This window comes from Pelomonas nitida (assembly GCF_043555975.1).
Taxonomy (GTDB): domain Bacteria; phylum Pseudomonadota; class Gammaproteobacteria; order Burkholderiales; family Burkholderiaceae_C; genus Pelomonas; species Pelomonas nitida.
Map to the genome: position 1 here is coordinate 324,808 of NZ_JBIGIA010000003.1, position 22,563 is coordinate 347,370.

The following is a 22,563-nucleotide window of genomic DNA, read 5'->3' on the forward strand; positions in this document are numbered from 1 at the left end:
GCGCCGAAGTCAGGCGCCACCGGGTGCATGAAGCGCCGGCGTCAAGATCGGGACGCACTCACCTCGGCCATGGACTTGTCGCCCAGCCCCATGGGCAGCGGGAAGCGCACATGCTCCTCCACGCCGGGCAGGCTGCGCACGGTGGTGGCGCCCAGCGCGCGCAGGCGGTCGATGACGGCCTGCACGAGCACGTCGGGCGCGGAGGCGCCGGCCGTCAGGCCCACGCGCGGCCTGCCTTCCAGCCACTCGGCCTTCAGATCCTCGGCAGCGTCGACCATGTAGCCCGGCGTGCCCAGGCGCTCGGCCAGCTCGCGCAGGCGGTTGCTGTTGGAGCTGGTCGGGCTGCCGACGACGATGACGACGTCCACCTGCGGCGCCAGCACCTTGACGGCGTCCTGGCGGTTCTGCGTGGCGTAGCAGATGTCCTGCTTCTTGGGTTCGCGCACGCCCGGGAACACGCGCTTGACCTCGGCCAGGATCTCGGCGGCATCGTCGACGCTCAGCGTCGTTTGCGTGACGACGGCGAGCTTGGACTGATCCTTGACGGTGACCTTGGCCACGTCCTCGACGTCTTCCACCAGGAAGATGCCTTCGGACAGCTGGCCCATCGTGCCCTCGACCTCGGGGTGGCCTTTGTGGCCGATCATGATGAACTCGAAGCCCTCGCGGTGCAGCTTGGCCACCTCCACGTGGACCTTGGTGACCAGCGGGCAGGTCGCGTCGAAGATCTGGAAGCCGCGCGCATTGGCCTCGCGGCGCACCTCCTGGCTGACGCCGTGCGCGCTGAACACCAGCGTCGCGCCGGCCGGCACCTCGGCCAGGTCCTCGATGAAGATCGCGCCGCGCGACTTCAGGTCGCTGACGACATAGGTGTTGTGGACGATCTCATGGCGCACGTAGATCGGCGCGCCGAACTTGACGAGCGCGCGCTCGACGATCTCGATGGCGCGGTCCACGCCGGCGCAAAAGCCCCGCGGCTCGGCCAGCAACACTTCCTGCAGGTTCACGGTGGTTTCCATCACAGCACCCCGATCACCTGGACTTCGAAACTCACCGGCTGGCCGGCCAGCGGGTGGTTGAAGTCGAACAGCAAGGCCTCGTCGCCCAGTTCGCGCACGACGCCGGCATAGCCGCCCTGCCCGTCCGGGCCGGGGAACTGCACGACGTCGCCGACGTTGTAGACCTCGTCGGGGTCGCCCAGCGTGCGCAGCAGCGTGAGCTTCACGCGCTGCAGCAGCTCGGGGTTGCGTTCGCCGAAGGCTTCGCCGGCGGCGAGCTGGAAGGTCTCGTGCGCGCCTTCGGGCAGGCCGATCAGCCGTGCCTCGATGGCGGGCGACAGCTGGCCGGCGCCCAGCGACAGCGTGGCGGGCTTGTCGTCAAAGGTGTTGACGATGTCGGCGCCGTCCGGGCCCGAGAGCCGGTAGTGCAGCGTGAGGAAGGAGCCGGCCTGGATGGGGTTCATTCGAGAGAGTGGAGAAGCGCTTGGCTAGACTGCCGATTTTATGCCGCTGACCCACCTGCCCCCGGACGCCCGCCCGCGCGAGAAGCTGCTCGCCCGCGGGCCGCAGGCGCTGGCGGACGCGGAACTGCTGGCGTTGCTGCTGCGCACGGGCATCCAGGGCCTGCCGGTGCTGCAGCTGGCGCAGAGCCTGCTGGACCGTTTCGGTGGCTGGGCCGGGCTGCTGGCGGCCAGCGTGCAGGACCTCGGCAAGGTCAAGGGGCTGGGCCCGGCCAAGCGCGCCGAAATCGCGGCGGTGCTGGAGATCGCCCGCCGCTCCCTCGGCCAGCGGCTGGCCGAGAAGCCGGCGATGAACGACGTGGACACCGTCAAGACCTTTCTGCGCCTGCACCTGGGCGGCCTGGGGCAGGAGGTGTTCGCGGTGCTGTTCCTGGACGCGCAGTTGCGGCTCATCGCGATGGAGACGCTGTTCCACGGCTCGCTGAGCCAAACGACCGTGCACCCCCGCGAGGTCGTCAAGCGCGCACTGGCGCTCGGTGCGGGTGCCGCCATCCTGGCGCACAACCACCCCAGCGGCGTCGCCGAGCCGTCCCGCGCCGACGAGCTGCTGACACGCCAGCTGAGCCAGGCGCTGGCCCTCGTCGACGTGCGCGTCGTCGACCACTTCATCGTCGGCGCGGGCGAGGTGGTCTCCTTCGCCGAACGGGGCCTGCTGTGACCAAGACCGTCCGCAGCCTGGCCGACCTCAAGCCGCTGGCGCGCGAGCTTGCCGCCTCGCGCGCGGCCGCCGAGCTGGAGCGTGAACGCCGCGCGGCCGCACAACGCCTGGCCGACCAGGAGCGCCGCGTCTTCGAGCTGACCGTGGGCCCGGTGACGCCGCTGCGCCGCGTCGACCGCGTGCTGCACGACCTCGCCCAGCCCAGCCCCGAGCCACGCCAGCGCGAAGCCGACGAGCGGGCGGTGCTGCTGCAGGCGCTGTCCGACGACATCGACATCGACACGCTGCTGGACACCGATGAAACGCTGAGTTTTCGCCGCGACGGCATCAGCGTGGAAGTGGTGCGCAAGCTGCGCCGCGGGCACTGGGCGCTGCAGGGGCAGCTCGACCTGCACGGCCTGCGCCGCGACGCCGCACGCGAGGCGCTGAGCCTGTTCATCCACGACAGCGCCCGGCGCGGCCTGCGTTGCGTGCGCGTGGTGCACGGCAAGGGCCATGGCTCACCGGGGCGCGAGCCGGTGCTCAAGGGCCGCGTGCGCCGCTGGCTGGTGCAGAAGAACGAGGTGCTGGCCTTCGTACAGGCCCGCGGCAGCGATGGCGGCGCGGGCGCCCTCATCGTGCTGCTCACCGGCACGGCCTGACACGGCACTGACAACGGCTGCGAACGCCGCCGTGCGTGGCATAGCGCCGACGGGCAAAGCCACCATTGACCCGCTCCTCCTCCCGCATTAGCCTGAGTTACAGCCGCGGTACACGCGGGCACCGGCTTCATTACTGCCCCACGAGAGGAGCGCCCATGGACCTGTCCCACTCCACCTATGCCAGCCCCAAGCCCAAGCGCTATGTGGGCCTCGGCTTGGTCGTCGCACTGCACGTTGCAGGCATCTGCGCGCTGAGCGCCGGGCTCGTGCGGGTGGCGCCGGAGCCGCCACGGTTGATCACGATGAAGCCGCTGCCGCCCGAGGTGACACCCGAGCCGCCCAAGCCCGAGCCGCGTCCCGTGGATCGCCCGGTGATGAAGGAGATCGAACCCATCCGCGTGCCGCTGCCGGCCGATCCCGTCATCGCGCCAGACCCGGTCGTGACGACCCAGGTCATCCAGGACAGCCGGCCGGCCACGCCCCCCACGGGCCCCACTCACGTGGACACGACGCCGTCGCAACCGGCCGTCACGCAGCGTGTGCAAACCCCTGGCGCCGTCTGCTCCGTGATGCCGGCGCCCGACATGCCGGCCTTGAGCTGGAGCGGCGAGGCCGTGCTGCAGGTGGTGGCCACCGTGCGCAGCGGCCGCGTGGTCGGCACCGACATCCGCGTGACGCAGGGCGCGCCTGACAGCAAGACGCGCCGCTCGCTGCAACGTGCCGTCGAGGCGGCCCTGTCCGGCTACCAATGCCAGGGCGACGCCTTGTTCCAGCAGGACTTCGCGTTCCGGGTCGACTGACCCTGGCTGACGGCCGGCCGCTCAGCCGGCCGGCCAGCCACCCGTTCGTCCGCTCAGCCCGCTGCGTCAGGCCCGCTCAGCGGCACCGTCAGCACGAAGGCCACCTCGCCCTCGCCCGGCGCATACCGGATGCTGCCGCCGTGGGCCCGCGCCACTTGGTCGACGATGTAGAGGCCCAGGCCCATGCTGCCCGGATTGCGGGCGTTCCGCAGTGACGTGCGCTTGAACGGGTCGAACAGCCCGTCGAGCAGCTCGCCCGGGATGGGCGGCGCCGGGTTGCGCACGGTCAGCACGGCCTGGCCGTCGTGCGCGACGAGTTCCAGGCGGATCAGCCCCTGCCCGTGATGACGCGCGTTGCTCAGCAGGTTGGCCACCATCTGCAGGTATCGCAGCGGATCCACCCGCGCCGCCAAACTGGCGGGCAGGTCGGCCGCTACCGCCATGTCGGCATGCACGGTTTGCTGGTCGGCAAGCACCTCGGCCAAGAGCGCGGCGAGGTCGACGTCCTCGGCCTCGATGGCCAGGCCCAGGCCGTTCTGGATGCGCGTGATGTCCTGCAGGTCCCGCAGCAGCCGCTGCATGCGGTTGGTGGAGTTGCGGATCACCGACGACAGCCGACCGCCGGCCCGCTGTTCGCGGTCGAGCGCGACGGACGCCATGCTCAGCGAATGCAGCGGATCGCGCAGGTCGTGGCCCAGCACGGCCCACAGCTGGGAGCGCAGCCGGTCCAGCTCCAGCACGCGATCGGCATGGGCGCGACTGACGGCGTCCAGCAGCAGCGTCGCACTTTCCAGCTCGACCTCCGACCAGGGCACGGCGGTGCCGCGCACAGTCTCGCGCCATTCGGCAAACGAGCCGCGCGGCGTTAACCGCGGGCCCAGCGGCCCGTGCGCCATCACCTTCTCGGGCCGGCCGCCCCAGCGGATGGTCTCGATCTGCTCGCGCCGCAGCGCCACGACCCAGCCCGCACCCGGTGCGTCGAAACGCAGGCCCAGCGCGCCGCAGGGCCGCTCACCACCCACGGCCGCCGGCAGCGCATCGGCGCGGCTCTCGTGCACCAGCGTCTGCCCTTTCAGCTGCAACCACCCCACGATGGCGGCGGCCCAGCGCTCGTCCACCGGGCCGTGGCAACGCACGCGGCCGTCGAGGCTGACCACGAGCGCGTCGCAGGCCAGGCTTTCGCACAGCGCGGGCGCCTCGCGTGCCAGCACGTCCACGGCCTCGTGACCCTGGGCGATCTGGGCGGCGATGTCAGCGCGCAGCATCGCCGCGCGCGCCATCACCGCCTCGCGCTCACGGGCAGCCAGCGACTGCACCGACGCCGCGATCAACTGCGCCACGACATCACAGGCCATGCGCAGCGCATACGGCACGCGCAAGGGGCCCATGTGATGGCAGGCCAGCATGCCCCACAGCCGCCCGCCCACCACGATGGACACGCTCATCGACGCACCCACGCCCATGTTCGTGAGGTACTCGATGTGGATGGGCGAGACGCTGCGCAGCACGCTGTGACTCAGGTCCAGCGGCTCGGCGTGCCCCGGCGCGGCGATCAGAGCCACCGGCGCGTAGTGCACGTCGGCAATCAGCCTCAGCGTGTTGAGCACATAGAGGCGGCGCGCCTGGGCCGGGATGTCGCTGGCGGGGTAGCGCCGCCCCACGTAGGGCTCCAGATCGCCGCGGCAGGCCTCGGCCACGATGTCGCCGCTGTCGTCATGCCGGAAGCGGTAGGCCATCACCCGGTCGAAGCCCGTCATGGCGCGCACCTCGGCCACCGCCACATCGAGCAGCCGGGCAATGGACGACTGGCGCTTGAGCTTGTCCATCGCACGGTAGGCCGTTTGCGCAAAGCTGGCCAAGCCATGGGCGCCGTCGTCGCGCTGCTCGAATTCGCACAGGCACAGCGTGCCCTGCGAATGCACCACGACGTCGAACACCTGCCCCTGCAACAACGCCTCGCTGGACTCGGGCAGGCTCTCGGCCGCCCCGATGCCGGCAATGCCCTGCTGCACGAGGCGGGCGATGTCGGCGTCATCGCCCAGGTCCGACGGGCGCAGCGGCCGGCCCAGGCTGAGCGTCAGGCCCAGCAGCTCGTTCGCATTGGCGCTCATCGACACCAGCCGGCCCAGGCGGTCGAAGGCCAGCAGCGCGCCGTGGGGCTGGATGGAACCGGGCGTGTGGATGGGCTCGCGGTCGCAGTTGTCCAGCGTCACCGGCTCCGCGGTCGGGCCGCTCATGGCAAGGTCCCCTCAGCCGAGGCCGGCGCGCTGCGCAGCACATCGCGGATGGCCGCACCCAGCTTGCGCACGTCGACGGGCTTGGCGATGTAGCGCTGGAACCCGGCCGCCAGCCCCGATTGCCGGTCGGGCAGCATGGCAAAGGCCGTCAGCGCGACGGCCGGCAGCGCCGCCGTGGCGGGGGCGGCCCGCACGGTGCGGATCAACGCCAGCCCGTCCATCTCCGGCATGCCGATGTCCGACACCAGCACGTCGAACCGCGCCTCGGACAGCAGCGCCAGCGCCGCACGTGCACCGCCGGCCACGGTCACGTCAGCCCCCAGTTCCTGCAAGGCCGCCTGCCCGACGTCGCGCGCGTCGTCTTCGTCGTCGACCAACAGCACACGCACCCCATCGAGCCGCGGCGGCGGCTGACCCGCCGGCTCGGCGATGGCCGTGAGCGGCGGGCGCGCCGGCGGCGGCGCCACCGGCAGGCGGACGTCGAAACGCGCGCCCTGCCCCACACCGTCGCTGTGCGCGAGGATGTCGCCGTCATGCAGCTCGACGATGGCACGCGCGATCGCCAGGCCCAGGCCCAGGCCGCCGGCCTTGCGGGTGCGCGAGCCGTCCTCCTGGCGCAGGCGGTCGAACACATAGGGCAGGAACTCGGCCGAGATGCCGCGGCCGGTGTCTTGCACGGACAGCCGCACATGGCCCTCGCCGTCCATCGCGGCGGTCACGTCGACGGCCGCCCCATCGGCGCTGAACTTCAGCGCGTTGCCCACCAGGTTGGCCATGACCTGCCCGAGCCGCTGCGCGTCACCGACCACCCACAACGGGCCGGCGGCATCGCAGCGCAACGCGATGCCCCGTGCCTGCGCCGTGTGCAGGTGCGACAGCAGCGATTCGGCCGCCAGCGCGGCGAGATCCAGCGTCTCGCGCTGCACGACGAGCTTGCCGGCGACCACGGCGCTCATGTCGAGCAGGTCGTTGATCATGCGCGTCTGCAGCTGCGCGTTGCGGCGGATGACGAGCGCCGCCTTGACGAGCAGGTCGTTGCCGACCGCGTGCTTCTCCAGGATGTCGGCCCAGCCGCTGATGGCACTGAGCGGCGATCGCAATTCGTGCGACAGCACGGCGAGGAACTCGTCCTTGAGCGCGTTGCTGCGCTCGGCCTCTTCCTTGGCCTGCTGCAGCTGCAGCGAAGCCTCGTAGGCCGCCGTCACGTCGCGCACGATCTTGGAGAAGCCGGTGTGCTCGCCACTGGCGCTGTAGATGGGCGTCATGACGCCCTCGGCGCGCAGCCGCGTGCCGTCCTTGCGCAACAGCCAGCGGTCGCCCGGCGCGGAGCCGGTGGCCAACGCCTGCGCCATCTCGCGCGCCAGCACGCCATCGGCGCGGTCTTCCGGCAAATACAGCACCTCCGGCGACCGACCGCGCACTTCGTCCAGCTCGCGCCCGAAGATGACGCTGGCCGCACGGTTCCAGTCGCGCACCAGCCCCTGGCTGTCCAGCAGCACGACGGCGTAGTCATGCAGAGAGTCCACCACGCGCGCATAGAGCGCATCAGCCTCGCGCAGCCGCTCCTGCGCATGCTGCTGCGCCTCGCGCTGCGCCACCTCGCGCAGCGCGCGCTCGATGGCCAGCGGCAGCCGCGTGAGGCGGCCTTTCATCACGTAGTCGGTCGCACCGCGCTTGAGCAGCTCGGCCGTGTTCTCCTCGCCGATGACGCCCGACACGAAGATGAACGGCACCAGCGGCGCCAGCTCGCGCGCATGGGTCAGCACCTCGCCGCCGTCGAAATCGGGCAGCCGGTAGTCGGACAGGATGATGTCGAAACGCCCGGCCGACAGCACGCGCTGGAAGGACGCGCCGTCCTGCACCCAGGTCAGCGCATGGTCCGGGAAGGCCGCGTCCAGCACGGCCTGCAGCAGCTCGGCGTCGAAGGCCGAGTCTTCCAGCAGCAGGATCTTCAGCGTCGGCATCGCGTGCGCTCGCCCGGGGCGTCATTCATAGCGGCGGCTGGTTCGCAGCGAGCCCGGTGGCGGCTCGTTCAGCACGGCCCAGAACATGCCCAGGTCGGAGATGGCCGTGACGAACTGCTTGAACTCCACCGGCTTCACGACATAGGCGTTCACACCCAGCTCATAGCTCTTCACGACGTCGGACTCCGCCTGCGACGACGTCAGCATGACGACCGGGATGCTCTTGAGCGGCTCCGTGCTGCGCACGGCGCGCAGCACCTCCAGCCCGTTGACCTTGGGCAGCTTGAGGTCCAGCAGCACGACGGCGGGGTTGCCCTCGGCGCGGCCGGCATGGGCGCCTTCGCGGTTCAGGTAATCGAGCGCCTCGGCACCGTCGCGCACGATGATCACCTCGTTGGCGAGCTGGCTCTTCTCCAGCGCCACGAGCGTCAGTTCGAGATCCCGCGCGTCGTCCTCGACGAGCAGGATGGGCTTCAGGCTTGCGGGGTTATGCATGACGTCCTCTGATTCTTCATTCCGGTCGCGGCAGCACGAACGTGAACCTGGCGCCGCGATCCACCTCGCCGAAGGCGTCGACCACACCACCATGGCGCTCGACGATGCGCCTCACGCTGGCCAGGCCGATGCCGGTGCCTTCGAAGGCCTCGCTGCCGTGCAGGCGCTGGAACACGCCGAACAGCTTGTCGACGTACTTCATCTGGAAGCCGACGCCGTTGTCGCTGATGGACAGGCCCACGCCGCGCTCGTCCTGCACCGGCACGATCTCGATGCGTGCCACCTCGCGCGTGCGGCTGTACTTCACGGCGTTGCCGATGAGGTTGCGCAAGGCCAGTTGCAGCAGCACCGAGTCGGCCCACAGCCGCGGCAGCGGCCCCTGGACGACCCACTCCATGCGCGCCGCGTGCGGCACGCCCTCCTGCTCGGCGATGAGATCCTGCACGAGCAGCTCGGTGTTGACCCAGCTGCACTTGAGCGCCGAGCGCCCCATGCGCGAGAAGTCCAGCAGCGCATCCACCAGCAGGCCGGCGTGGGCCGACGCCTCTTTCACATGGGACAGATAGCGCCGCGCGCGGTCGCTGATGCTGGCGCCGTCGAGCTCCAGCACCAGGTCGACGAAGCCGGAGATGTGGCGCATCGGCGCGCGCAGGTCGTGCGACACCGTGTACGAGAAAGCCTCGAGTTCGCGGTTCACGCGTCCCAGTTCCGCCGCCACCTCGGCCATCTCCTCCGCGCGGCGCAGCACGATGCCGATCAGCGCGTGGCGTAACTCCAGCGCCGCATGCACCTCGGCGGCCCGCCACGGCGCCGAGCGGCCGCGCACATGCTCAACCCAGCTGGCAAAGCTGCGCCGTGGATGCAGCCGCGCGTCCGGCGACGCGGCCTTGCGCGGCTCGCCGGCCCAGGTGATGGTCTGCGGAATTTCGGGGCGAAACCACACGACATAGTGGCGGTGCAGCGTGGAGATCGAGATCGCCAGCACACCGGCTGCCGTGTCGGCCAGGGCCGCGAACTCCGGCGCGTCCTGCGGCAACTGATCGGTGTGGCGCACCTCGCCGATGCGGCCGCCCAGCCACTGCCCGAGCGCCAGCACCGCCGCCTCGTCCGGCGTGTCGCCCACCCGCCAGCAGCGGTCGTTGAGGATGACGGCCGCGCCGCTGGCGCGCGCTACGCGCAGCAAGGGGCCGGGTTCCGCCACCAGCCGCTGCAGCGTGGCGTCGCTGTCGCCCAGGTGGGCCACCATGGTCAGCGTCAGTTCGCGCAAGCGCAACTGCTCGCTGACCTGCTCGTTCTCCTCCTTGGCCTCGATCTGCAAGGAGAGCAGCTGCCCCAGATGCTCGCAGGCCATGCGGGTCTGGTAGGGCAGCGCCAGCGGCTCGTGGTTGTGGCAAGACACCAGGCCCCACAGCTCGCCGCGCACGATGATCGACACCGACATGGAAGCCAGCGTGCCCATGTTGCGCATGTACTCGAGGTGCACCGGCGAGACGCTGCGCAACTGCGCCTGCGACAGGTCCAGCGCCATCGCCGTCCCGGACCCATCGGCAAAACCTACCGGTACGGGCGTGTAATTCGCGTCGGGAATGAGCCGCAGATGGTTCAAGCGGTACAGCGCGCGGGCCTGCGCCGGAATGTCCGACGCGGGGAAATGATGGCTGGCGTAGGACTCGTAGCCCGCGTCGATGGCCTGCGCCAGCACCTCGCCGTGGCCATCCGCGTCGAAGCGGTAGGCCAGGCAGCGGCCGAAGCCGGTGAGGCGCTTCATCTCGCGGGTGACGACCTCGCAGACCTCCAGCACCGACTGCGTTTGCTGCATCAGCGGCACCACATGGCGCGCCAGGCTGTAGATGGGCGCCTGCGCGCCGTGGTCGGCGATGGCCGGCTCGAGCTCCAGGTGCACCAGCGCGCCGAGGCGATGGGCCGACACGTGCAGCGTGCGGCCCGCCACGACGCGCAGCCCGAGCGACAGCGCGCCCTCGCCGTCGACGAGCGCGGCCGTCTCGCCACTCAGCGACGCGGCGAAGGCCGCGAGGGCCGGCGCCGGGGTATCGCCCAGCAGCACCGTCCAGTTGTCGCTCCAGGCCACGGGCGTGGATGCCGACGCATCGATCGACAGCAGCCAGCCATGCGGCTGGATGGCGCCGGGCACGCGGATGGGTTCGCTCGCGCAGTCGGCAACCGCAGTGACCGGGGCGCGATCGGGCGCATTCATCGCAGCAGCGGCGCCATCGTCAGCATCAGCGCCTCGAAGGTCTGCTCGGCGGCCCGAACAGCCAAGGCCCGGTCGGCCGGCGCATCGCCCACCTCGGCCTGGGCGAGTTCACGAAATTCCTTCCACATCGCGCCGGTGCGCTCGCCAAAGCCATGGAAATAGCTGGCGCCGCGCCCCGGCGTCAGCCCGAGATCGCGCTCGAGCCAGGGCGTGATGACCTGACCGCCCAGCGCCGAGCCTTCGATGACATACAACGCGCCGAATGCCGCCGCGAGACGGAGCGCCGGCAGGCAGCGCGCGGCGGCGGGCATCACATCGACCGGCAGCGCGGCGGCGAGGAACTCGACGTCCTGCGCCACGAAACGGCGACGGCTGCGCGCCGCCAGCCAGCCATGCAGCCGGGTGGGCAACGCCTCGACAAGTTCCTGCTCCCAGCCCGCCAGGAAATGCTGGAAGCCCAGCACGATGGCCGCATAGCGACGCAGCGGCATCGGCGCCTGCAAGGCCAGCAACTGCTCGATGCGGTCATGCTGAGCCCGCGTGGCCGCCCGCAGTTCGGGCAGCAAGCCACCGGCTGCAGCCGGCTGGCGCGGTGAGGCATCCTGCCCCCAAGCAACGCCCGCCACCGTTGACGGCGGCAGCACCTAGCGAACCCTCCCGAGCAGCTCGCTCAGCTGGGTGTGGCTGACGGGCTTGACGACATAGGCACTGGCGCCGAGCTGTTGAGCCTCTTCGCGCACGCGCTCGTCACCCCAGCCGCTGAGCATGACGACGTCGATGCCCTGCGTCTTGGGGTCAGCCTTCACGCTGGCCAGCAACTGCAGGCCGCTGCCATCCGGCAGGTTCATGTCGAGAAAGATGAGGTGCGGCGGGACCTGCGCGATGCGCTCGCGGGCCTGGGCCAGCGTACCCGCGGTGTCGGCGGTGAAGCCCTCGCTCTCAATGAGCAGCGACAGCACTTCGGAGGCATCCACGTTGTCGTCGACGATCAGGACGCGCGGTGAAGGAACAGCAGAAATCATCGGGCAATGCTATGTGAGCACGGCCTGCGGACTGAAGACCGTTACAAAGAACCAGGGCCCTAGGCGCCGACGTTCCGCATCCAGTCGGCCGTGCCGGCAAACGCCTCCGCGAGGCGTGCCTGCAACGCCGGATCGACGTTCGTCTCGCGCATGGCCTGCGACATGCAGGCCAGCCATTCGTCACGCTCGGCGATCCCGATACGGAAGGGCAAATGGCGTGCCCGCAGCCGTGGGTGGCCGAAGCGGCTGATGTAGTGGTCCGGCCCGCCCAGCCAGCCGCACAGGAACCAGAACAGCTTGTCGCGCGCGGCGTCCAGCGAATCGCCATGCGCCTCGCGCAGGCGGGCATAGGCAGGCTCCAGGTCCATCAGGTCGTAGAAGCGATCGACGAGTTCGCGCACGCGCGCCTCGCCGCCGATCCACTCGAAAGCAGTTGAAGGGTTCACTTCCGCCGACATGCGCAATCCGTACTGCATTCGCGGGCCGAGCGCTGGGCCGCTCCCAAGCCGGCCCGCCCTAGGCGACGTGCTCGCGGCTTGATGCCGCGGGCATCGTCGTCCCCACGGGAGAGCGACCAGGGGCGCCCGCGTTCAGCGCGGCGCGACTGGGCGAGGGGCTCCGATTCAGCCAAGGAGTTTGCTGGCCAGCGCCTTGATGGCCTGGGCCGCGTCACAGCCGGGGAAATGCTCCAGCATGAGCTGGCGCTTGAGCACGGCCTGGCGCACCGCCTGATCGGCCCGCACTTCGCCCATCAGTTCGAGCTTGAAGGTCTGGCCCGGTGTCGGTCCGACGAATCGCTGCAGCACCTGCTGCAACTGCCCGCAGATGAGCCGCCCCTCGCCAACACGGTTGGCCTGATTCACGAGCAGGCCCACCTGCCGGCGCTCCTGCTGCGTCGCCAGCACCTTGATCGTGGCGTAAGCATCGGTCAGCGACGTCGGCTCGGGCGTGGCCACCACGAGCACGTCGCTGGCCATCGAGATGGCGAACAGCACGACGTCGGAAATGCCGGCGCCGGTATCGAGCAGCACCCAGTCGAAACGGGGCTTCACGAGGTCGATGATGTGCAGCAGCTTGTCGCGGATGTCGGGCGTCAGCCGCGAATACTCCACCATGCCGGAGCCGGCCAGCAGCACGCTGAAGCCGCCGGGCGCCGGCAGGATGGCCTGGTCCAGCGTGGCCTTGTCGGTGAAGACATCGTGCAGCGTCAGCTTGGGCTGCAGGTTCAGCACGACGTCGAGGTTGGCGAGGCCCAGGTCGGCGTCAAGCACCAGGACCTTCTGGCCGCGGGCGGCCAGCGCCGCTGCGAGGTTGGCGGTGACGAAGGTCTTGCCGACGCCGCCTTTGCCGCTGGTGACGGCCAGCGTGCGCGCACCACCGCGCACCGGGCGCGACGTGGGAGCTGCAGGGGCGGCGGAATCGTGGGTGGTGTTCATCGGGAAACCTTCGTGCGACGCACGCCGGTGCATGCCCGTTGGGGTAGCCGTGCGGATCTCATGGCAGGTCCTGTTGCGTATCGACGTTCAGCGGGGTGAACAACATGCCCTTTTCTTCGGCACTGACCAGGGAATCGATCTGAGGTTCGAGGCGGGTGCGGTTGCGGCCGTCCGCCTTGGCGCGGTAGAGCTGACGGTCGGCCCGCTCCGTCCACAAAAGTGTCGACGACCGCACCCATTGCGGCGCGAAAGCACCGCCCAGACTGACGGTCACTCCCAGCATCTGGCCCGGCGCGATCTCGACGCTGAGTTCGGCCACGCGCTCCCGCACCCGCTCGGCCACGATGAGGCCGACATGCGTGGCGCAGTTCGGCAAGATGATTGCGAACTCCTCGCCGCCAACGCGGGCGACCAGGTCCATCGGGCGAACCGCCTGTGCAATGGCCTTGGCAACAGCGCAGATGACCAGGTCACCGGCGCCATGGCCATGGGTGTCGTTGACGGCCTTGAAGTGGTCGATGTCCAGGATCAGCAGCAGCGCGGCCTCGCCGGAGCGGGCGACGCGGTCGACCTCGCGCGTCAACGCCATCTCGAAGCTGCGGCGGTTGACGAGGCCGGTCAGCGCGTCCTTGCTCGACAGGTCGCACAGGGCGTCCAGCACCGCCTGCAGCCACGCCACGCTGCGTGGCGGCTCGTCCGGTAGCAGCGCACCGGCCTGCTGCAGCAATTGCAGGGCCTGGTCAAGATCGAGCGCCTGGGCGTCGATCATCGTGGTGGCGGGCAAGCGGTTTTCCAAAAGGCGGCGAGGCGGCAAGCGCTCGGTAGGGCGGGGTTTTCGAGTCAGTCTATCAGCGGCACGCGCGCTCCCAGGTCGTGAAACAGGCACGTTCCTGTCGCCTGTTTGCAATATGCTGGAGCGATCGGGGGCCATACCAACGGCCTGCGGTGCAGAATCGATGCGGAAACGCCAGAACTGCTGCGAGCAACCACAAATCTGATATCGAGACATGCCCGCACCCGACCTCGCCCCAGGCACCGATGCGATCGACCACGAGTTCAGCTTCAGCAAAGCGGACTTCGACCGCGTGCGCGAGTTGATCTACAAGCATGCCGGCATCAGCCTGCACGATGGTAAGCACGCCATGGTCTACAGCCGCCTCTCGCGGCGGCTGCGTGAGACCGGCCACAAGAGTTTCGCCAGCTACCTGCAGTGGCTCGAAGCCTCGACGGGCGCCTCGGGCGCGGCCGAATGGCAGGAGTTCGTCAACTGCCTGACCACCAACCTGACCTCGTTCTTCCGCGAGGAACATCACTTCCACGCGCTGAAAGACGACCTGAAGGCGTTTGCCGGCAAGGGCGTGCGGATCTGGTGCTGCGCGGCGTCGACGGGCGAAGAGCCGTACTCCATCCTGATGACCTGCAGCGAAGCGCTCGGCCCCGCTGCGTCGGTGCAACTGGTGGCGAGCGACATCGACACCAACGTGCTGGCCACCGCCCGGCGCGGTGTCTACAACGCCGATGCCCGCGGCCTGGACGCGACGCGGTTGAAGACCTTCTTCATGCGCGGCACCGGCGCCAACTCCGGCAAGATCCGCGTGAAGCCCGAACTGCAGCGCTGGGTGGACTTCCGCCCGCTGAACCTGATGGATGCGCAGTGGCAGCTCGGCGACCCCTTTCACATGGTGTTCTGCCGCAACGTCATGATCTATTTCGACGCACCCACGCAGCGCAAGGTGCTGGAACGCATCCACCGCGTCATGCGCCCGGGCGGCCTGCTGTTCGTCGGTCATTCCGAGAACTTCACCGAATCCCGCGACCTGTTCAAGCTGCGCGGCAAAACCATTTACGAACGGGTCTGATCCATGAGTACGCCCCTCGCCTCTGCTGCCTCCGTCGGCCTCGGCAACCCGGCTGCCGTCGCGCGGGTCAACCAGCTCAAGGCCCAGCCGCGCAAGCAGGGTGAGGCCTCGTTCTTCTTCTACGACGCACATTTCAAGAACGCCGCCGTCAAGATCCTGCCGGGTGAGTACTTCGTCGACACCGAGGACCTGCTCGTCATGACGACGCTGGGCTCATGCATCGCCGCCTGCCTGTGGGACCGCACGGCCAAGATCGGCGGCATGAACCACTTCATGCTGCCCGAGGGCAATGGCGACTCCGGCCGCTACGGCTCGTTCGCGATGGAACTGCTCATCAACGAGATGATGAAGCGCGGCGCCAGCAAGGCCCGCATGGAGGCCAAGATCTTCGGCGGCGGCGCGGTCATCTCCGGCATGAACTCGCTCAACGTCGGCGAGCGCAATACCAACTTCGTCATGGACTACCTGAAGCTGGAGCGCATCCCCATCGTGTCCAAGGACGTGATGGACGTGTATCCGCGCAAGGTGTGCTTCCTGCCCGCGAGCGGCAAGGCCATGGTCAAGCGCCTGGCGCCGACGAATACCGATGCCCTGATCCAGCAGGACAAGGCAGCCATCCAGAAGGTGCAGCCCGTCGCCAGCAGTGGCGGCTCCATCGACTTGTTCTGAGGAGGCCGGCTATGGCCAAAACCAAGGTCGTCGTGGTGGACGATTCGGCGCTGGTGCGCTCCATCCTGACCGAAATCATCAATCGCCAGACCGACATGGAATGCATCGGCGCCGCCGCCGATCCGCTCGTGGCGCGGGAAATGATCCGCACGCTCAACCCCGACGTCATCACGCTGGACGTCGAGATGCCGCGCATGGACGGGCTGGACTTCCTGTCTCGCCTGATGCGCCTGCGCCCGATGCCCGTCGTCATGGTCTCCACGCTGACCGAGCGCGGCGCCGAGGTGACGCTCAAGGCGCTGGAACTGGGGGCCGTGGATTTCGTCGCCAAGCCCAAGATCGGCGTGGCCGACGGCATCCGGCTGCTGGCCCAGGACATCACCGACAAGATCCGCATCGCGGCCAAGGCCCACATCCGCCGCGCCCCGCCGCCGGCCGCGCCGGGCACCGCGCCCGCTGCGCCAGCCAAGCCGGTGACGATGGCCAGCCTCGGCCGAGCGTCCACCGAGAAGATCATCTTCATTGGGGCCTCCACCGGCGGCACCGAGGCGACGAAGGACGTGCTCGTCAACCTGCCGGCCGACAGCCCCGCCGTCGTCATCACGCAGCACATGCCGCCGGGTTTCACGCGCAGCTATGCCGCGCGGCTGGACGGGTTGTGCAAGATCCGCGTGAAGGAGGCGCAGGACGGCGAGCGCATCCTGCCCGGCCACGGCTATATCGCGCCCGGCGGCCTCCACCTGACGGTGGAACGCAGCGGCGCCAACTACATCGCCCGCGTGCAGGACGGCGAGCCCATCAACCGCCACAAGCCGTCGGTCGAGGCCCTGTTCCTGTCCGCGGCCAAGGTCGTCGGCCAGAACGCCATCGGCATCATGCTGACCGGCATGGGCGCCGACGGCGCCCGCGCCATGAAGGTCATGAAGGACGCCGGCTCCTACAACTACTGCCAGGACGAGGCCAGCTGCGTCGTCTTCGGCATGCCACGTGAAGCCATCGCGGCCGGCGCGGCCGACGAGGTGCTGCCGCTGAGCCAAATCGCCGGCAAGGTGCTGGAGCGCCTGCGCGCCACCTCCGGCATCTCGCTCAATCGCGTCTGACGCGCATTCAACGCGCCACTGCAGCGGCGGCAAGGGCCTGCGGCGCCTGAGCCTGACCGGCCTGACGCGCGCGCTCGGGTGGCAGCACGGGCTTGAAGCCATCCAGTTGCTTGGCCGTCGCCAGCGGCACCCAGACCGTCTTCCTGGGCGCCGGCGCCTGGGCGGCCATCACGCGCCGCTGCGCGCGGTCTGCGGCTGCCTCCTTCATGTCGGCGTTCTCGTCGCTGAACGCCATGACGGCGGCCGCGCTGCTGGCGAGGGCCGCGACGAGCGGGAATGAAGCGAGGCGGCGGTGCAGTGACGTCATGATGGTGTCTCCCTGGAATGCTGGTTATCCTAGAAACCCAGCAATCGCCCAACAAGCGCTTGTTTCTTCACTGACTGGTCGATATTGCTTACCAGATGGCCTCGTTGGACCGCTTTCCGCTGCACTACCTCGCTGCCTTCCGTGCGGCCGCCCAGACGCAGAACCTGCGGGCTGCGGCGGAGAGCCTGCACCTGACGCACAGCGCCGTCAGCCAGCAGATCCGCGGGCTGGAGGAGCAACTGGGTTTCGAGCTGTTCACCCGGCAGGGGCGGCGCCTGACGCTCAACCCCGCCGGGCAGGCCCTGCAGCGGGCCGTGATCAAGATGTTCGCGGAGCTGCAAAGCGGCGTGCTGGCAGCCACGCAGGCCCACGGCAAGGCCGCGCAGACGCTGCGCGTGACCGCCCTGCCCTCGTTCGCGCAGCGCTGGCTGATGCCGCGGCTGCCGCGCTGGCAGGCACTGCAGCCCTGCATCTCGCTGGATCTGCACACCTCGCAGCAGGTGGTGGACCTGGAGCGCGAGCGCTTTCACCTCGGGCTGCGGGTGGGGCGCGGGCCGTGGCCAGGAATGATCACCGAGCCCCTGTTCCATTCACCGCTGATCGCCGTCGCCGCGCCGGCTCTCGCGCACCGGCTCATCGGCCTGCCCGCACCCGCCTTGCTGGAGGAGCCGCTACTGGGCGACACGGAGGAATGGCAGCGCTGGTTTGCGGGCACCGGCGTGCAGGCCGAGCCGGTTGTCGTCGCGAGCTTCAACGACGCGGGCGTGCTGCTGCAGGCTGGCGAGCAGGGCATGGGCATCGCGCTGGCCCGCGAGCTGCTGGCCGCCGACGCCCTGCTGGACGGCCGGCTCGTGCGCGTGCATGCGCACAGCGTCGACCTGGACGCCACGCGCGACTACCAGATCGTCTACCCGGAGCCGCTGCGCAGCGACCCCGCCCTGCGCGCCTTCTGCGACTGGCTGCACGCCGAGATGGCCACGCTGCAACAACGGCTCAGCGAAGCCGCACGCCCCGCCTGAGCCTGATCACAGGAACAGCTGCTGGAGGTCGCTGAGGAAATCGAACCCGCGCGGTGTGGGCTGGATGCGGGCGGCATCCGCGGTCAACAGCCCGCGGCCGCGCGCCGTCTCCAGCGCACGGGCGATGCTGGACGGCGGCAGCCCCGTCCGCTCCAGGAATTGCTGCACCGTGACGCCGTCCTTCAGGCGCAACGCGTTGAGCATGAACTCGAACGGCAGGTCCTTGCGCGCCACCTCGTGCTCGTTGCTGACCTTGTCCGCCTGCGCCATGAAGGCCGCCGGCTCGCGCCAACGCACCTGCCGCAGCACCCGGTGCGGGAAGCTCAGCTTGCTGTGTGCACCGGCCCCGATGCCAAGGTAGTCGCCGAACTGCCAGTAATTGAGGTTGTGCGCGCAGCGATGACCGTCGCGTGCGTAGGCCGAGACTTCGTAGCGCGACAGACCCGCGCCGCCCGTGCGCTCGGTGATGAGGTCCAGCATGTCGCTGGCCAGGTCCGGGTCGGGCAGTTGCTCGGGCGTTCGCGTCGCGAACACCGTGTTGGGCTCGATCGTCAGGTGATAGATGGACAGGTGCGGCGGCTGAAAGCTCAGCGCCGTGTCCAGCTCGCGCGCCAGGTCATCGAGCGTCTGGCCCGGCAGCGCGTACATCAGGTCGAGGTTCCAGGTCTCGAAAGCCCCGGCGGCCTCGGCCAGCGCCTCGCGCGCCTGCGTCGCGCTGTGCACGCGACCGAGCGTCTTGAGCTGCGCATCGTCGAAGCTCTGCACGCCAACGGACAGCCGCGTGACGCCCGCCCGCCGGAAACCGCTAAAACGCTCGCGCTCGAACGTGCCAGGGTTGGCCTCCAGCGTGATCTCGCAGCCCGGCTCCAGCGGCAGACGGGCGCGGATGTCGGAGATCAACTGCGCGATCTGCTCGGGGTCGAACAGGCTGGGCGTGCCGCCACCGATGAAGATGCTGACCACCGGCCGGCCCCAGATCAACGGCAGCGCAGCCTCGAGGTCGGCACGCAAGGCGGCCAGATAGGCGTCGGCCGTGTCGCTCGCCAGCGCGCCGTTCTTGACCTCATGGGAATTGAAGTCGCAATAGGGGCACTTGCGCAGACACCACGGCAGGTGCACGTACAGCGCCAGCGGCGGCAGCGCGGGCAGTTGCAGGGTGCCCGGGCGCATCAGATGAACGAGATCAGCCATGTGCGGCTCAGCCGAGGTGCCAGACCTCGCGGAACTGCACCATCAACTGCGCGGCCGCCAGCGCCCGATGGCTGTGGCGGTTCTTGACCTCCGCCGACAGGCTGGCCACCGAGCCGCCCAGCGGGGCAATCTGCATCAGCGGGTCATAGCCGAAACCGCCCGCGCCGCTGGGCTGGGCGAGGATCTCCCCGGCCCAGCGCCCCATCGCGATCAACGGTTCGGGATCGTCGGCGCTGCGCACGGCCACCAGCGCACACACGAAGCGCGCACGGCGGTCGGCCACACTGGTGAGCTCGCGCAGCAGCCGCTCGTTGTTGGCCGCATCGCTCTTCTCGCCGCCGGCATCCAGCGCATAACGCGCCGACCGCACGCCCGGCGCCCCGCCCAGCGCGTCCACGCTCAGGCCGGAATCGTCCGCCAGCGCGGGCAGGCCGCTCGCGCGGGCTGCGTGGCGCGCCTTGGCGAGCGCGTTCTCGGCGAAGGTCTCGAACGGCTCCTCGGCCTCCGGGATGCCCAGTCTGCCCTGCGTGACCAGCTCGATGCCCAGCGGCGCGAACAGCGCCTGCAGTTCGACCAGCTTCTTGGCGTTGTTGGAGGCCAGGACCAGCTTCATGCGCGTCAGCCTCGCAGCGCGGCCTGCTGCGCCACCAGCAGCTCGCGAATGCCCTTGTCGGCCAGGTCGAGCAACTGGTTCATCTCGTCCCGCGTGAACACGACGCCCTCGGCGGTACCTTGCAGCTCGACGAAGCCACCGGAGCCCGTCATGACGACGTTCATGTCGGTGTCGCAGGCCGAGTCTTCGGTGTATTCCAGGTCCAGCAGCGGCGTGCCGTCGACGATGCCGACCGAGATGGCCGCCACGGAATCCTTGATCGGCGAGCGCGACAGCTTGCTGTCGGCCAGCAGCCGGTTCACCGCTTCCTGGGCTGCCACGAACGCGCCGGTGATGGCCGCCGTGCGCGTGCCGCCATCGGCCTGCAGCACGTCGCAGTCCAGCGTGATGGTGCGCTCGCCCAGCGCGGCCAGGTCGAACACGGCGCGCAGCGAACGACCGATCAGGCGCTGGATCTCCTGCGTGCGGCCGCTCTGCTTGCCCTTGGCGGCCTCGCGATCGCTGCGGGTGTGCGTGGCGCGCGGCAGCATGCCGTATTCGGCCGTCACCCAGCCCTCGCCCGAGCCCCGCTTGTGAGGCGGCACGCGCTCTTCGACGGACGCCGTGCAGAGCACGCGGGTCGCGCCGAACTCGATGAGCACGGAGCCTTCGGCATGCTTGGTGAAGCCACGCGTGATGCGCACCGGGCGCAGCTGATTGGCAGCGCGGCCGGCGCTGCGCGTGAAGGTGTTGGTCATGATGAAGCTGGTGAAAGGGAACGCCCGACGGCGCTCCTGCGCGCAGCGCCCTCCCCGGTGGGGAGCGGCGCTGCACCGGGACTCATTCGTTGTTGCCCTGCCGGCGGTTCAGGCCGCGGCCGGACTGGCGGATGACTTCGTTGATCTCGCGCACCGAACGTTCGATCTCTTCGTCGTCCATCGCGGCGACGGCATCAACATCCAGAGGGCCCTGGATGGTGGAGGCGAACCCGGAGTTGCCAAGGTTCTGTGTGGTGTCGCCGTCGGGGTCACCCATCCCCTCCCATTCGACGGACAGCACCGTGACGTTGTCCCCCCGCTCGCCGCCGCGACGCAAGGCGTGCTCGACGAGATCAGGGACAGCCTCGGAGATGGACTGATCGGCCAACTGCTGGACGATCTCGTGATCTTCCACGCTACCCCACAGGCCATCGGAGCACAGCAGCAGGCGGTCCGAGGCTTCCATGATGACCGGCCCCTGGCAGTCCACCATCGGCTTGCCCGGGCTGCCCAGGCAGGTGAACAACACGTTGCGGTTGAACGGCTCCGCACCGCGCGCGACGCGGCCCAGCGCCTCCTGCAGCTCGGAGTAGGAATGGTCGCGCGTGCGGGCGATCAGCTTGCCGCCCCGCACGAGATAGAGCCGGGAATCACCGCAATGCGCCCACCAAGCCTGGTTGCCCTGGATGATGCAGGCCACCACGGTGGTGCGCGGCGTGTCTGACAGGCCCTTGCTCTCCGCGTAGCGCAACAGTTGCTGATGCGCGATGACGATGGTGTCCTGCAGGAAGCGCAACGGGTTTTCGAGCACCGGGCGGGCGTCCTGCTGGAACAAGGTCGCCAACGTCTGCAGCGCGATCTGCGCCGCAACCTCACCTTCGGGATGCCCCCCCATGCCGTCCGCCAAAGCGAACAGGCCCGCTTCCCGCGTGTAGCAATAGCCCATGCGGTCTTCGTTGGTCTCGCGACCGCCGCGGCGGCTGACTTGAAAGACGCTGAACTTCACGCCAAGGCTCCGAACGAACCGTCACCCAGACGGCAAGGTGCCGCCTCGACAGGCGGCAAAAAAAAGGGCGGGAGCCGGCTCAAGCCTTCGCTCCCGACTTCAGGTTTTCCAACTGGAGCTTGAGGCGCTCGCTGAAGCTGAGCTTGGTATAGCGCCTTTCGGTCTCGCGGGCGAGTTCCTTCTGAAGCGCAAACACGCTCTGCGGACGCGCCAGCGGGTCCAGCGACATGCACCACTCGGTCACCTCAAGCAGGTTGTCGGAGTAGACATTGCGAAGCCGCGACAGGCTCAGATTGAGCCGGTCCTTCTCCAGGCGCTGCGGCGCATCGTTGGGCGGATAGCCCTGCATGCACGCATAGATACAGGCGCCGATCGCGTAGATGTCGGTCCACGGGCCCAGCGAGCCGTCACGGCGATACATCTCCGGCGCAGCAAAGCCCGGCGTGTACATCGGCCGGATGAAGTTGCCTTCCTTGCTCAGCACCTCGCGCGCAGCGCCGAAGTCCAGCAGCACCGCCTTGTTGTCGTTGGTGATGAAGATGTTGGCCGGCTTGATGTCCAGGTGCAGCATCTTGTGCTGGTGCACGATGCGCAGGCCACGCAGGATCTCGTCGAAGAGGCTACGGATGGTCGACTCACGGAAGACCTTGTCGCGCTTCATGTCGCGCGCGGTCACGATGAAATCCTGCAAGGTGTCCCCCTGCAGGTAATTCATGACCATGTAGACGGTCTCGTTCTCGCGCAGGAAATTCAGCACCGACACGACGCTCGGGTGCGAAATCTGGGCGAGCGAACGCCCTTCCTCAAAGAAGCTCTTCAAGCCAAGCCGGTACAGCGGCTGCTTTTCGGGTTTGACGCGAGGCGTCAACTCTCCAGGAGAGCGCTCGGCCAGCGACGAGGGCAGATATTCCTTCAACGCGACGAGGTGGTGGTCCGGATCTTCGGCGAGGTAAACCACGCCAAAACCGCCTGCCGCCAGTCGCTTGATGATCTGATAGCCCCCAACCACCGTGCCTGCGGGCAAGGGCGCCGGCTTCGGCTTGGACATAATCGCGTTTTGTCTGTTTTGCGAGTG

General features: G+C 69.1%; 24 protein-coding genes. 7 read left to right on the plus strand and 17 right to left on the minus strand.

The genetic code is table 11. The features are described 5' to 3' along the window. Positions 1-41 precede the first annotated feature (41 nt). Both ispH and ACG00X_RS05845 read right to left on the minus strand, forming a co-directional pair. The gene (ispH, locus tag ACG00X_RS05840) at positions 42-1,019 is read right to left on the minus strand and encodes a 4-hydroxy-3-methylbut-2-enyl diphosphate reductase (protein WP_394487075.1); all 978 of its coding nucleotides are present in this window, start codon (positions 1,017-1,019) and stop codon (positions 42-44) included. Continuing rightward, positions 1,019-1,462 carry an FKBP-type peptidyl-prolyl cis-trans isomerase gene (locus tag ACG00X_RS05845; RefSeq protein ID WP_394487077.1) on the minus strand — a complete coding sequence of 148 codons (444 nt, stop codon included), beginning with the start codon at positions 1,460-1,462 and terminating at the stop codon, positions 1,019-1,021. The genes ispH and ACG00X_RS05845 overlap by 1 nt, the downstream gene beginning before the upstream one ends. Before the next feature lie 40 nt (positions 1,463-1,502). Between ACG00X_RS05845 and radC the strand changes: the two genes are divergently transcribed. From radC to ACG00X_RS05860, 3 genes are all read left to right on the plus strand, one after another. Then, the gene (radC, locus tag ACG00X_RS05850) at positions 1,503-2,177 is read left to right on the plus strand and encodes a RadC family protein (protein ID WP_394487078.1); all 675 of its coding nucleotides are present in this window, start codon (positions 1,503-1,505) and stop codon (positions 2,175-2,177) included. Then, the gene (locus tag ACG00X_RS05855) at positions 2,174-2,818 is read left to right on the plus strand and encodes a Smr/MutS family protein (protein ID WP_394487079.1); all 645 of its coding nucleotides are present in this window, start codon (positions 2,174-2,176) and stop codon (positions 2,816-2,818) included. Before radC ends, ACG00X_RS05855 begins: the two co-directional genes overlap by 4 nt. Before the next feature lie 155 nt (positions 2,819-2,973). Beyond that, complete coding sequence (locus ACG00X_RS05860; protein ID WP_394487080.1) at positions 2,974-3,618, plus strand: hypothetical protein; 645 nt, start codon at positions 2,974-2,976, stop codon at positions 3,616-3,618. Between the two features lie 53 nt (positions 3,619-3,671). On the opposite strand, the gene ACG00X_RS05865 is transcribed toward ACG00X_RS05860, so the two are convergent. From ACG00X_RS05865 to ACG00X_RS05905, 9 genes are all read right to left on the minus strand, one after another. Further along, on the minus strand, positions 3,672-5,855 hold the full coding sequence (locus tag ACG00X_RS05865) for an ATP-binding protein (protein WP_394487081.1): 2,184 nt from the start codon (positions 5,853-5,855) through the stop codon (positions 3,672-3,674). Further along, positions 5,852-7,819 (minus strand): hybrid sensor histidine kinase/response regulator, encoded by a 1,968-nt coding sequence (locus tag ACG00X_RS05870; RefSeq protein ID WP_394487082.1) that lies wholly within the window; start codon positions 7,817-7,819, stop codon positions 5,852-5,854. The genes ACG00X_RS05865 and ACG00X_RS05870 overlap by 4 nt, the downstream gene beginning before the upstream one ends. Before the next feature lie 21 nt (positions 7,820-7,840). Continuing rightward, on the minus strand, positions 7,841-8,314 hold the full coding sequence (locus ACG00X_RS05875; RefSeq protein WP_394487083.1) for a response regulator: 474 nt from the start codon (positions 8,312-8,314) through the stop codon (positions 7,841-7,843). 16 nt (positions 8,315-8,330) lie between these two features. Continuing rightward, positions 8,331-10,529 (minus strand): ATP-binding protein, encoded by a 2,199-nt coding sequence (locus tag ACG00X_RS05880; RefSeq protein ID WP_394487084.1) that lies wholly within the window; start codon positions 10,527-10,529, stop codon positions 8,331-8,333. Beyond that, entirely contained in the window at positions 10,526-11,095 is a 570-nt protein-coding gene (locus tag ACG00X_RS05885; protein ID WP_394487085.1) for a biliverdin-producing heme oxygenase, read from the minus strand. Before ACG00X_RS05885 ends, ACG00X_RS05880 begins: the two co-directional genes overlap by 4 nt. Positions 11,096-11,173: 78 nt before the next feature. Next, positions 11,174-11,551, minus strand: a complete 378-nt coding sequence (locus ACG00X_RS05890; protein ID WP_394487086.1) for a response regulator — start codon at positions 11,549-11,551, stop codon at positions 11,174-11,176. A 59-nt stretch (positions 11,552-11,610) separates the two neighbouring features. Then, positions 11,611-12,009 carry a group II truncated hemoglobin gene (locus ACG00X_RS05895; RefSeq protein WP_394487087.1) on the minus strand — a complete coding sequence of 133 codons (399 nt, stop codon included), beginning with the start codon at positions 12,007-12,009 and terminating at the stop codon, positions 11,611-11,613. Between the two features lie 165 nt (positions 12,010-12,174). Beyond that, a complete protein-coding gene (locus ACG00X_RS05900; RefSeq protein WP_394487088.1) occupies positions 12,175-12,987 on the minus strand; it encodes a MinD/ParA family protein in 813 nt (270 codons plus the stop codon). A 58-nt stretch (positions 12,988-13,045) separates the two neighbouring features. Further along, on the minus strand, positions 13,046-13,756 hold the full coding sequence (locus ACG00X_RS05905; protein ID WP_394487134.1) for a GGDEF domain-containing protein: 711 nt from the start codon (positions 13,754-13,756) through the stop codon (positions 13,046-13,048). 238 nt (positions 13,757-13,994) lie between these two features. Here ACG00X_RS05905 and ACG00X_RS05910 point away from each other — a divergent pair, with 238 nt between their 5' ends. From ACG00X_RS05910 to ACG00X_RS05920, 3 genes are read left to right on the plus strand one after another with little or no spacing between them, the layout of a single operon-like run. Continuing rightward, positions 13,995-14,846, plus strand: a complete 852-nt coding sequence (locus ACG00X_RS05910) for a CheR family methyltransferase (protein WP_394487089.1) — start codon at positions 13,995-13,997, stop codon at positions 14,844-14,846. 3 nt (positions 14,847-14,849) lie between these two features. Continuing rightward, on the plus strand, positions 14,850-15,515 hold the full coding sequence (gene cheD / locus ACG00X_RS05915) for a chemoreceptor glutamine deamidase CheD (RefSeq protein WP_394487090.1): 666 nt from the start codon (positions 14,850-14,852) through the stop codon (positions 15,513-15,515). Between the two features lie 11 nt (positions 15,516-15,526). Continuing rightward, on the plus strand, positions 15,527-16,615 hold the full coding sequence (locus tag ACG00X_RS05920) for a protein-glutamate methylesterase/protein-glutamine glutaminase (protein ID WP_394487091.1): 1,089 nt from the start codon (positions 15,527-15,529) through the stop codon (positions 16,613-16,615). 7 nt (positions 16,616-16,622) lie between these two features. Here ACG00X_RS05920 and ACG00X_RS05925 read toward each other — a convergent pair whose 3' ends face one another. After that, positions 16,623-16,922: a hypothetical protein gene (locus ACG00X_RS05925; RefSeq protein ID WP_394487092.1), complete on the minus strand. Its 300-nt coding sequence runs from the start codon at positions 16,920-16,922 to the stop codon at positions 16,623-16,625. A gap of 95 nt (positions 16,923-17,017) precedes the next feature. On the opposite strand from ACG00X_RS05925, the gene ACG00X_RS05930 reads away from it, so the two are divergent. Further along, positions 17,018-17,941: a LysR substrate-binding domain-containing protein gene (locus ACG00X_RS05930; protein ID WP_394487093.1), complete on the plus strand. Its 924-nt coding sequence runs from the start codon at positions 17,018-17,020 to the stop codon at positions 17,939-17,941. Positions 17,942-17,947: 6 nt separating this feature from the next. Here ACG00X_RS05930 and hemW read toward each other — a convergent pair whose 3' ends face one another. From hemW to ACG00X_RS05955, 5 genes are all read right to left on the minus strand, one after another. Beyond that, on the minus strand, positions 17,948-19,132 hold the full coding sequence (hemW, locus tag ACG00X_RS05935; RefSeq protein WP_394487094.1) for a radical SAM family heme chaperone HemW: 1,185 nt from the start codon (positions 19,130-19,132) through the stop codon (positions 17,948-17,950). Positions 19,133-19,139: 7 nt separating this feature from the next. Next, positions 19,140-19,745 (minus strand): non-canonical purine NTP pyrophosphatase, encoded by a 606-nt coding sequence (locus tag ACG00X_RS05940; RefSeq protein WP_394487095.1) that lies wholly within the window; start codon positions 19,743-19,745, stop codon positions 19,140-19,142. A gap of 5 nt (positions 19,746-19,750) precedes the next feature. Further along, positions 19,751-20,482: a ribonuclease PH gene (rph, locus tag ACG00X_RS05945; protein ID WP_394487096.1), complete on the minus strand. Its 732-nt coding sequence runs from the start codon at positions 20,480-20,482 to the stop codon at positions 19,751-19,753. Positions 20,483-20,564: 82 nt separating this feature from the next. Further along, positions 20,565-21,488, minus strand: coding sequence for a PP2C family protein-serine/threonine phosphatase (locus tag ACG00X_RS05950; protein ID WP_394487097.1), 924 nt, complete (start codon positions 21,486-21,488; stop codon positions 20,565-20,567). A gap of 79 nt (positions 21,489-21,567) precedes the next feature. Further along, positions 21,568-22,536, minus strand: a complete 969-nt coding sequence (locus ACG00X_RS05955) for a serine/threonine protein kinase (protein WP_268150084.1) — start codon at positions 22,534-22,536, stop codon at positions 21,568-21,570. Between the last annotated feature and the right edge of the window lie 27 nt (positions 22,537-22,563).

Bases quoted from the DNA above. Each gene is read 5' to 3' on its own strand.
- rph (WP_394487096.1), bottom strand. From the start codon at position 20,482: ATGACCAACACCTTCACGCGCAGCGCCGGCCGCGCTGCCAATCAGCTG.
- ACG00X_RS05870 (WP_394487082.1), bottom strand. From the start codon at position 7,819: ATGCCGACGCTGAAGATCCTGCTGCTGGAAGACTCGGCCTTCGACGCC.
- ACG00X_RS05925 (WP_394487092.1), bottom strand. From the start codon at position 16,922: ATGACGTCACTGCACCGCCGCCTCGCTTCATTCCCGCTCGTCGCGGCC.
- ACG00X_RS05845 (WP_394487077.1), bottom strand. From the start codon at position 1,462: ATGAACCCCATCCAGGCCGGCTCCTTCCTCACGCTGCACTACCGGCTC.
- ACG00X_RS05930 (WP_394487093.1), top strand. From the start codon at position 17,018: ATGGCCTCGTTGGACCGCTTTCCGCTGCACTACCTCGCTGCCTTCCGT.
- ACG00X_RS05860 (WP_394487080.1), top strand. From the start codon at position 2,974: ATGGACCTGTCCCACTCCACCTATGCCAGCCCCAAGCCCAAGCGCTAT.
- ACG00X_RS05905 (WP_394487134.1), bottom strand. From the start codon at position 13,756: ATGATCGACGCCCAGGCGCTCGATCTTGACCAGGCCCTGCAATTGCTG.
- ACG00X_RS05900 (WP_394487088.1), bottom strand. From the start codon at position 12,987: ATGAACACCACCCACGATTCCGCCGCCCCTGCAGCTCCCACGTCGCGC.
- ACG00X_RS05955 (WP_268150084.1), bottom strand. From the start codon at position 22,536: ATGTCCAAGCCGAAGCCGGCGCCCTTGCCCGCAGGCACGGTGGTTGGG.
- ACG00X_RS05910 (WP_394487089.1), top strand. From the start codon at position 13,995: ATGCCCGCACCCGACCTCGCCCCAGGCACCGATGCGATCGACCACGAG.
- hemW (WP_394487094.1), bottom strand. From the start codon at position 19,132: ATGGCTGATCTCGTTCATCTGATGCGCCCGGGCACCCTGCAACTGCCC.
- cheD (WP_394487090.1), top strand. From the start codon at position 14,850: ATGAGTACGCCCCTCGCCTCTGCTGCCTCCGTCGGCCTCGGCAACCCG.
- ACG00X_RS05895 (WP_394487087.1), bottom strand. From the start codon at position 12,009: ATGTCGGCGGAAGTGAACCCTTCAACTGCTTTCGAGTGGATCGGCGGC.
- ACG00X_RS05890 (WP_394487086.1), bottom strand. From the start codon at position 11,551: ATGATTTCTGCTGTTCCTTCACCGCGCGTCCTGATCGTCGACGACAAC.
- ACG00X_RS05940 (WP_394487095.1), bottom strand. From the start codon at position 19,745: ATGAAGCTGGTCCTGGCCTCCAACAACGCCAAGAAGCTGGTCGAACTG.
- ACG00X_RS05880 (WP_394487084.1), bottom strand. From the start codon at position 10,529: ATGAATGCGCCCGATCGCGCCCCGGTCACTGCGGTTGCCGACTGCGCG.
- ACG00X_RS05875 (WP_394487083.1), bottom strand. From the start codon at position 8,314: ATGCATAACCCCGCAAGCCTGAAGCCCATCCTGCTCGTCGAGGACGAC.
- ACG00X_RS05920 (WP_394487091.1), top strand. From the start codon at position 15,527: ATGGCCAAAACCAAGGTCGTCGTGGTGGACGATTCGGCGCTGGTGCGC.
- radC (WP_394487078.1), top strand. From the start codon at position 1,503: ATGCCGCTGACCCACCTGCCCCCGGACGCCCGCCCGCGCGAGAAGCTG.
- ispH (WP_394487075.1), bottom strand. From the start codon at position 1,019: ATGGAAACCACCGTGAACCTGCAGGAAGTGTTGCTGGCCGAGCCGCGG.
- ACG00X_RS05865 (WP_394487081.1), bottom strand. From the start codon at position 5,855: ATGAGCGGCCCGACCGCGGAGCCGGTGACGCTGGACAACTGCGACCGC.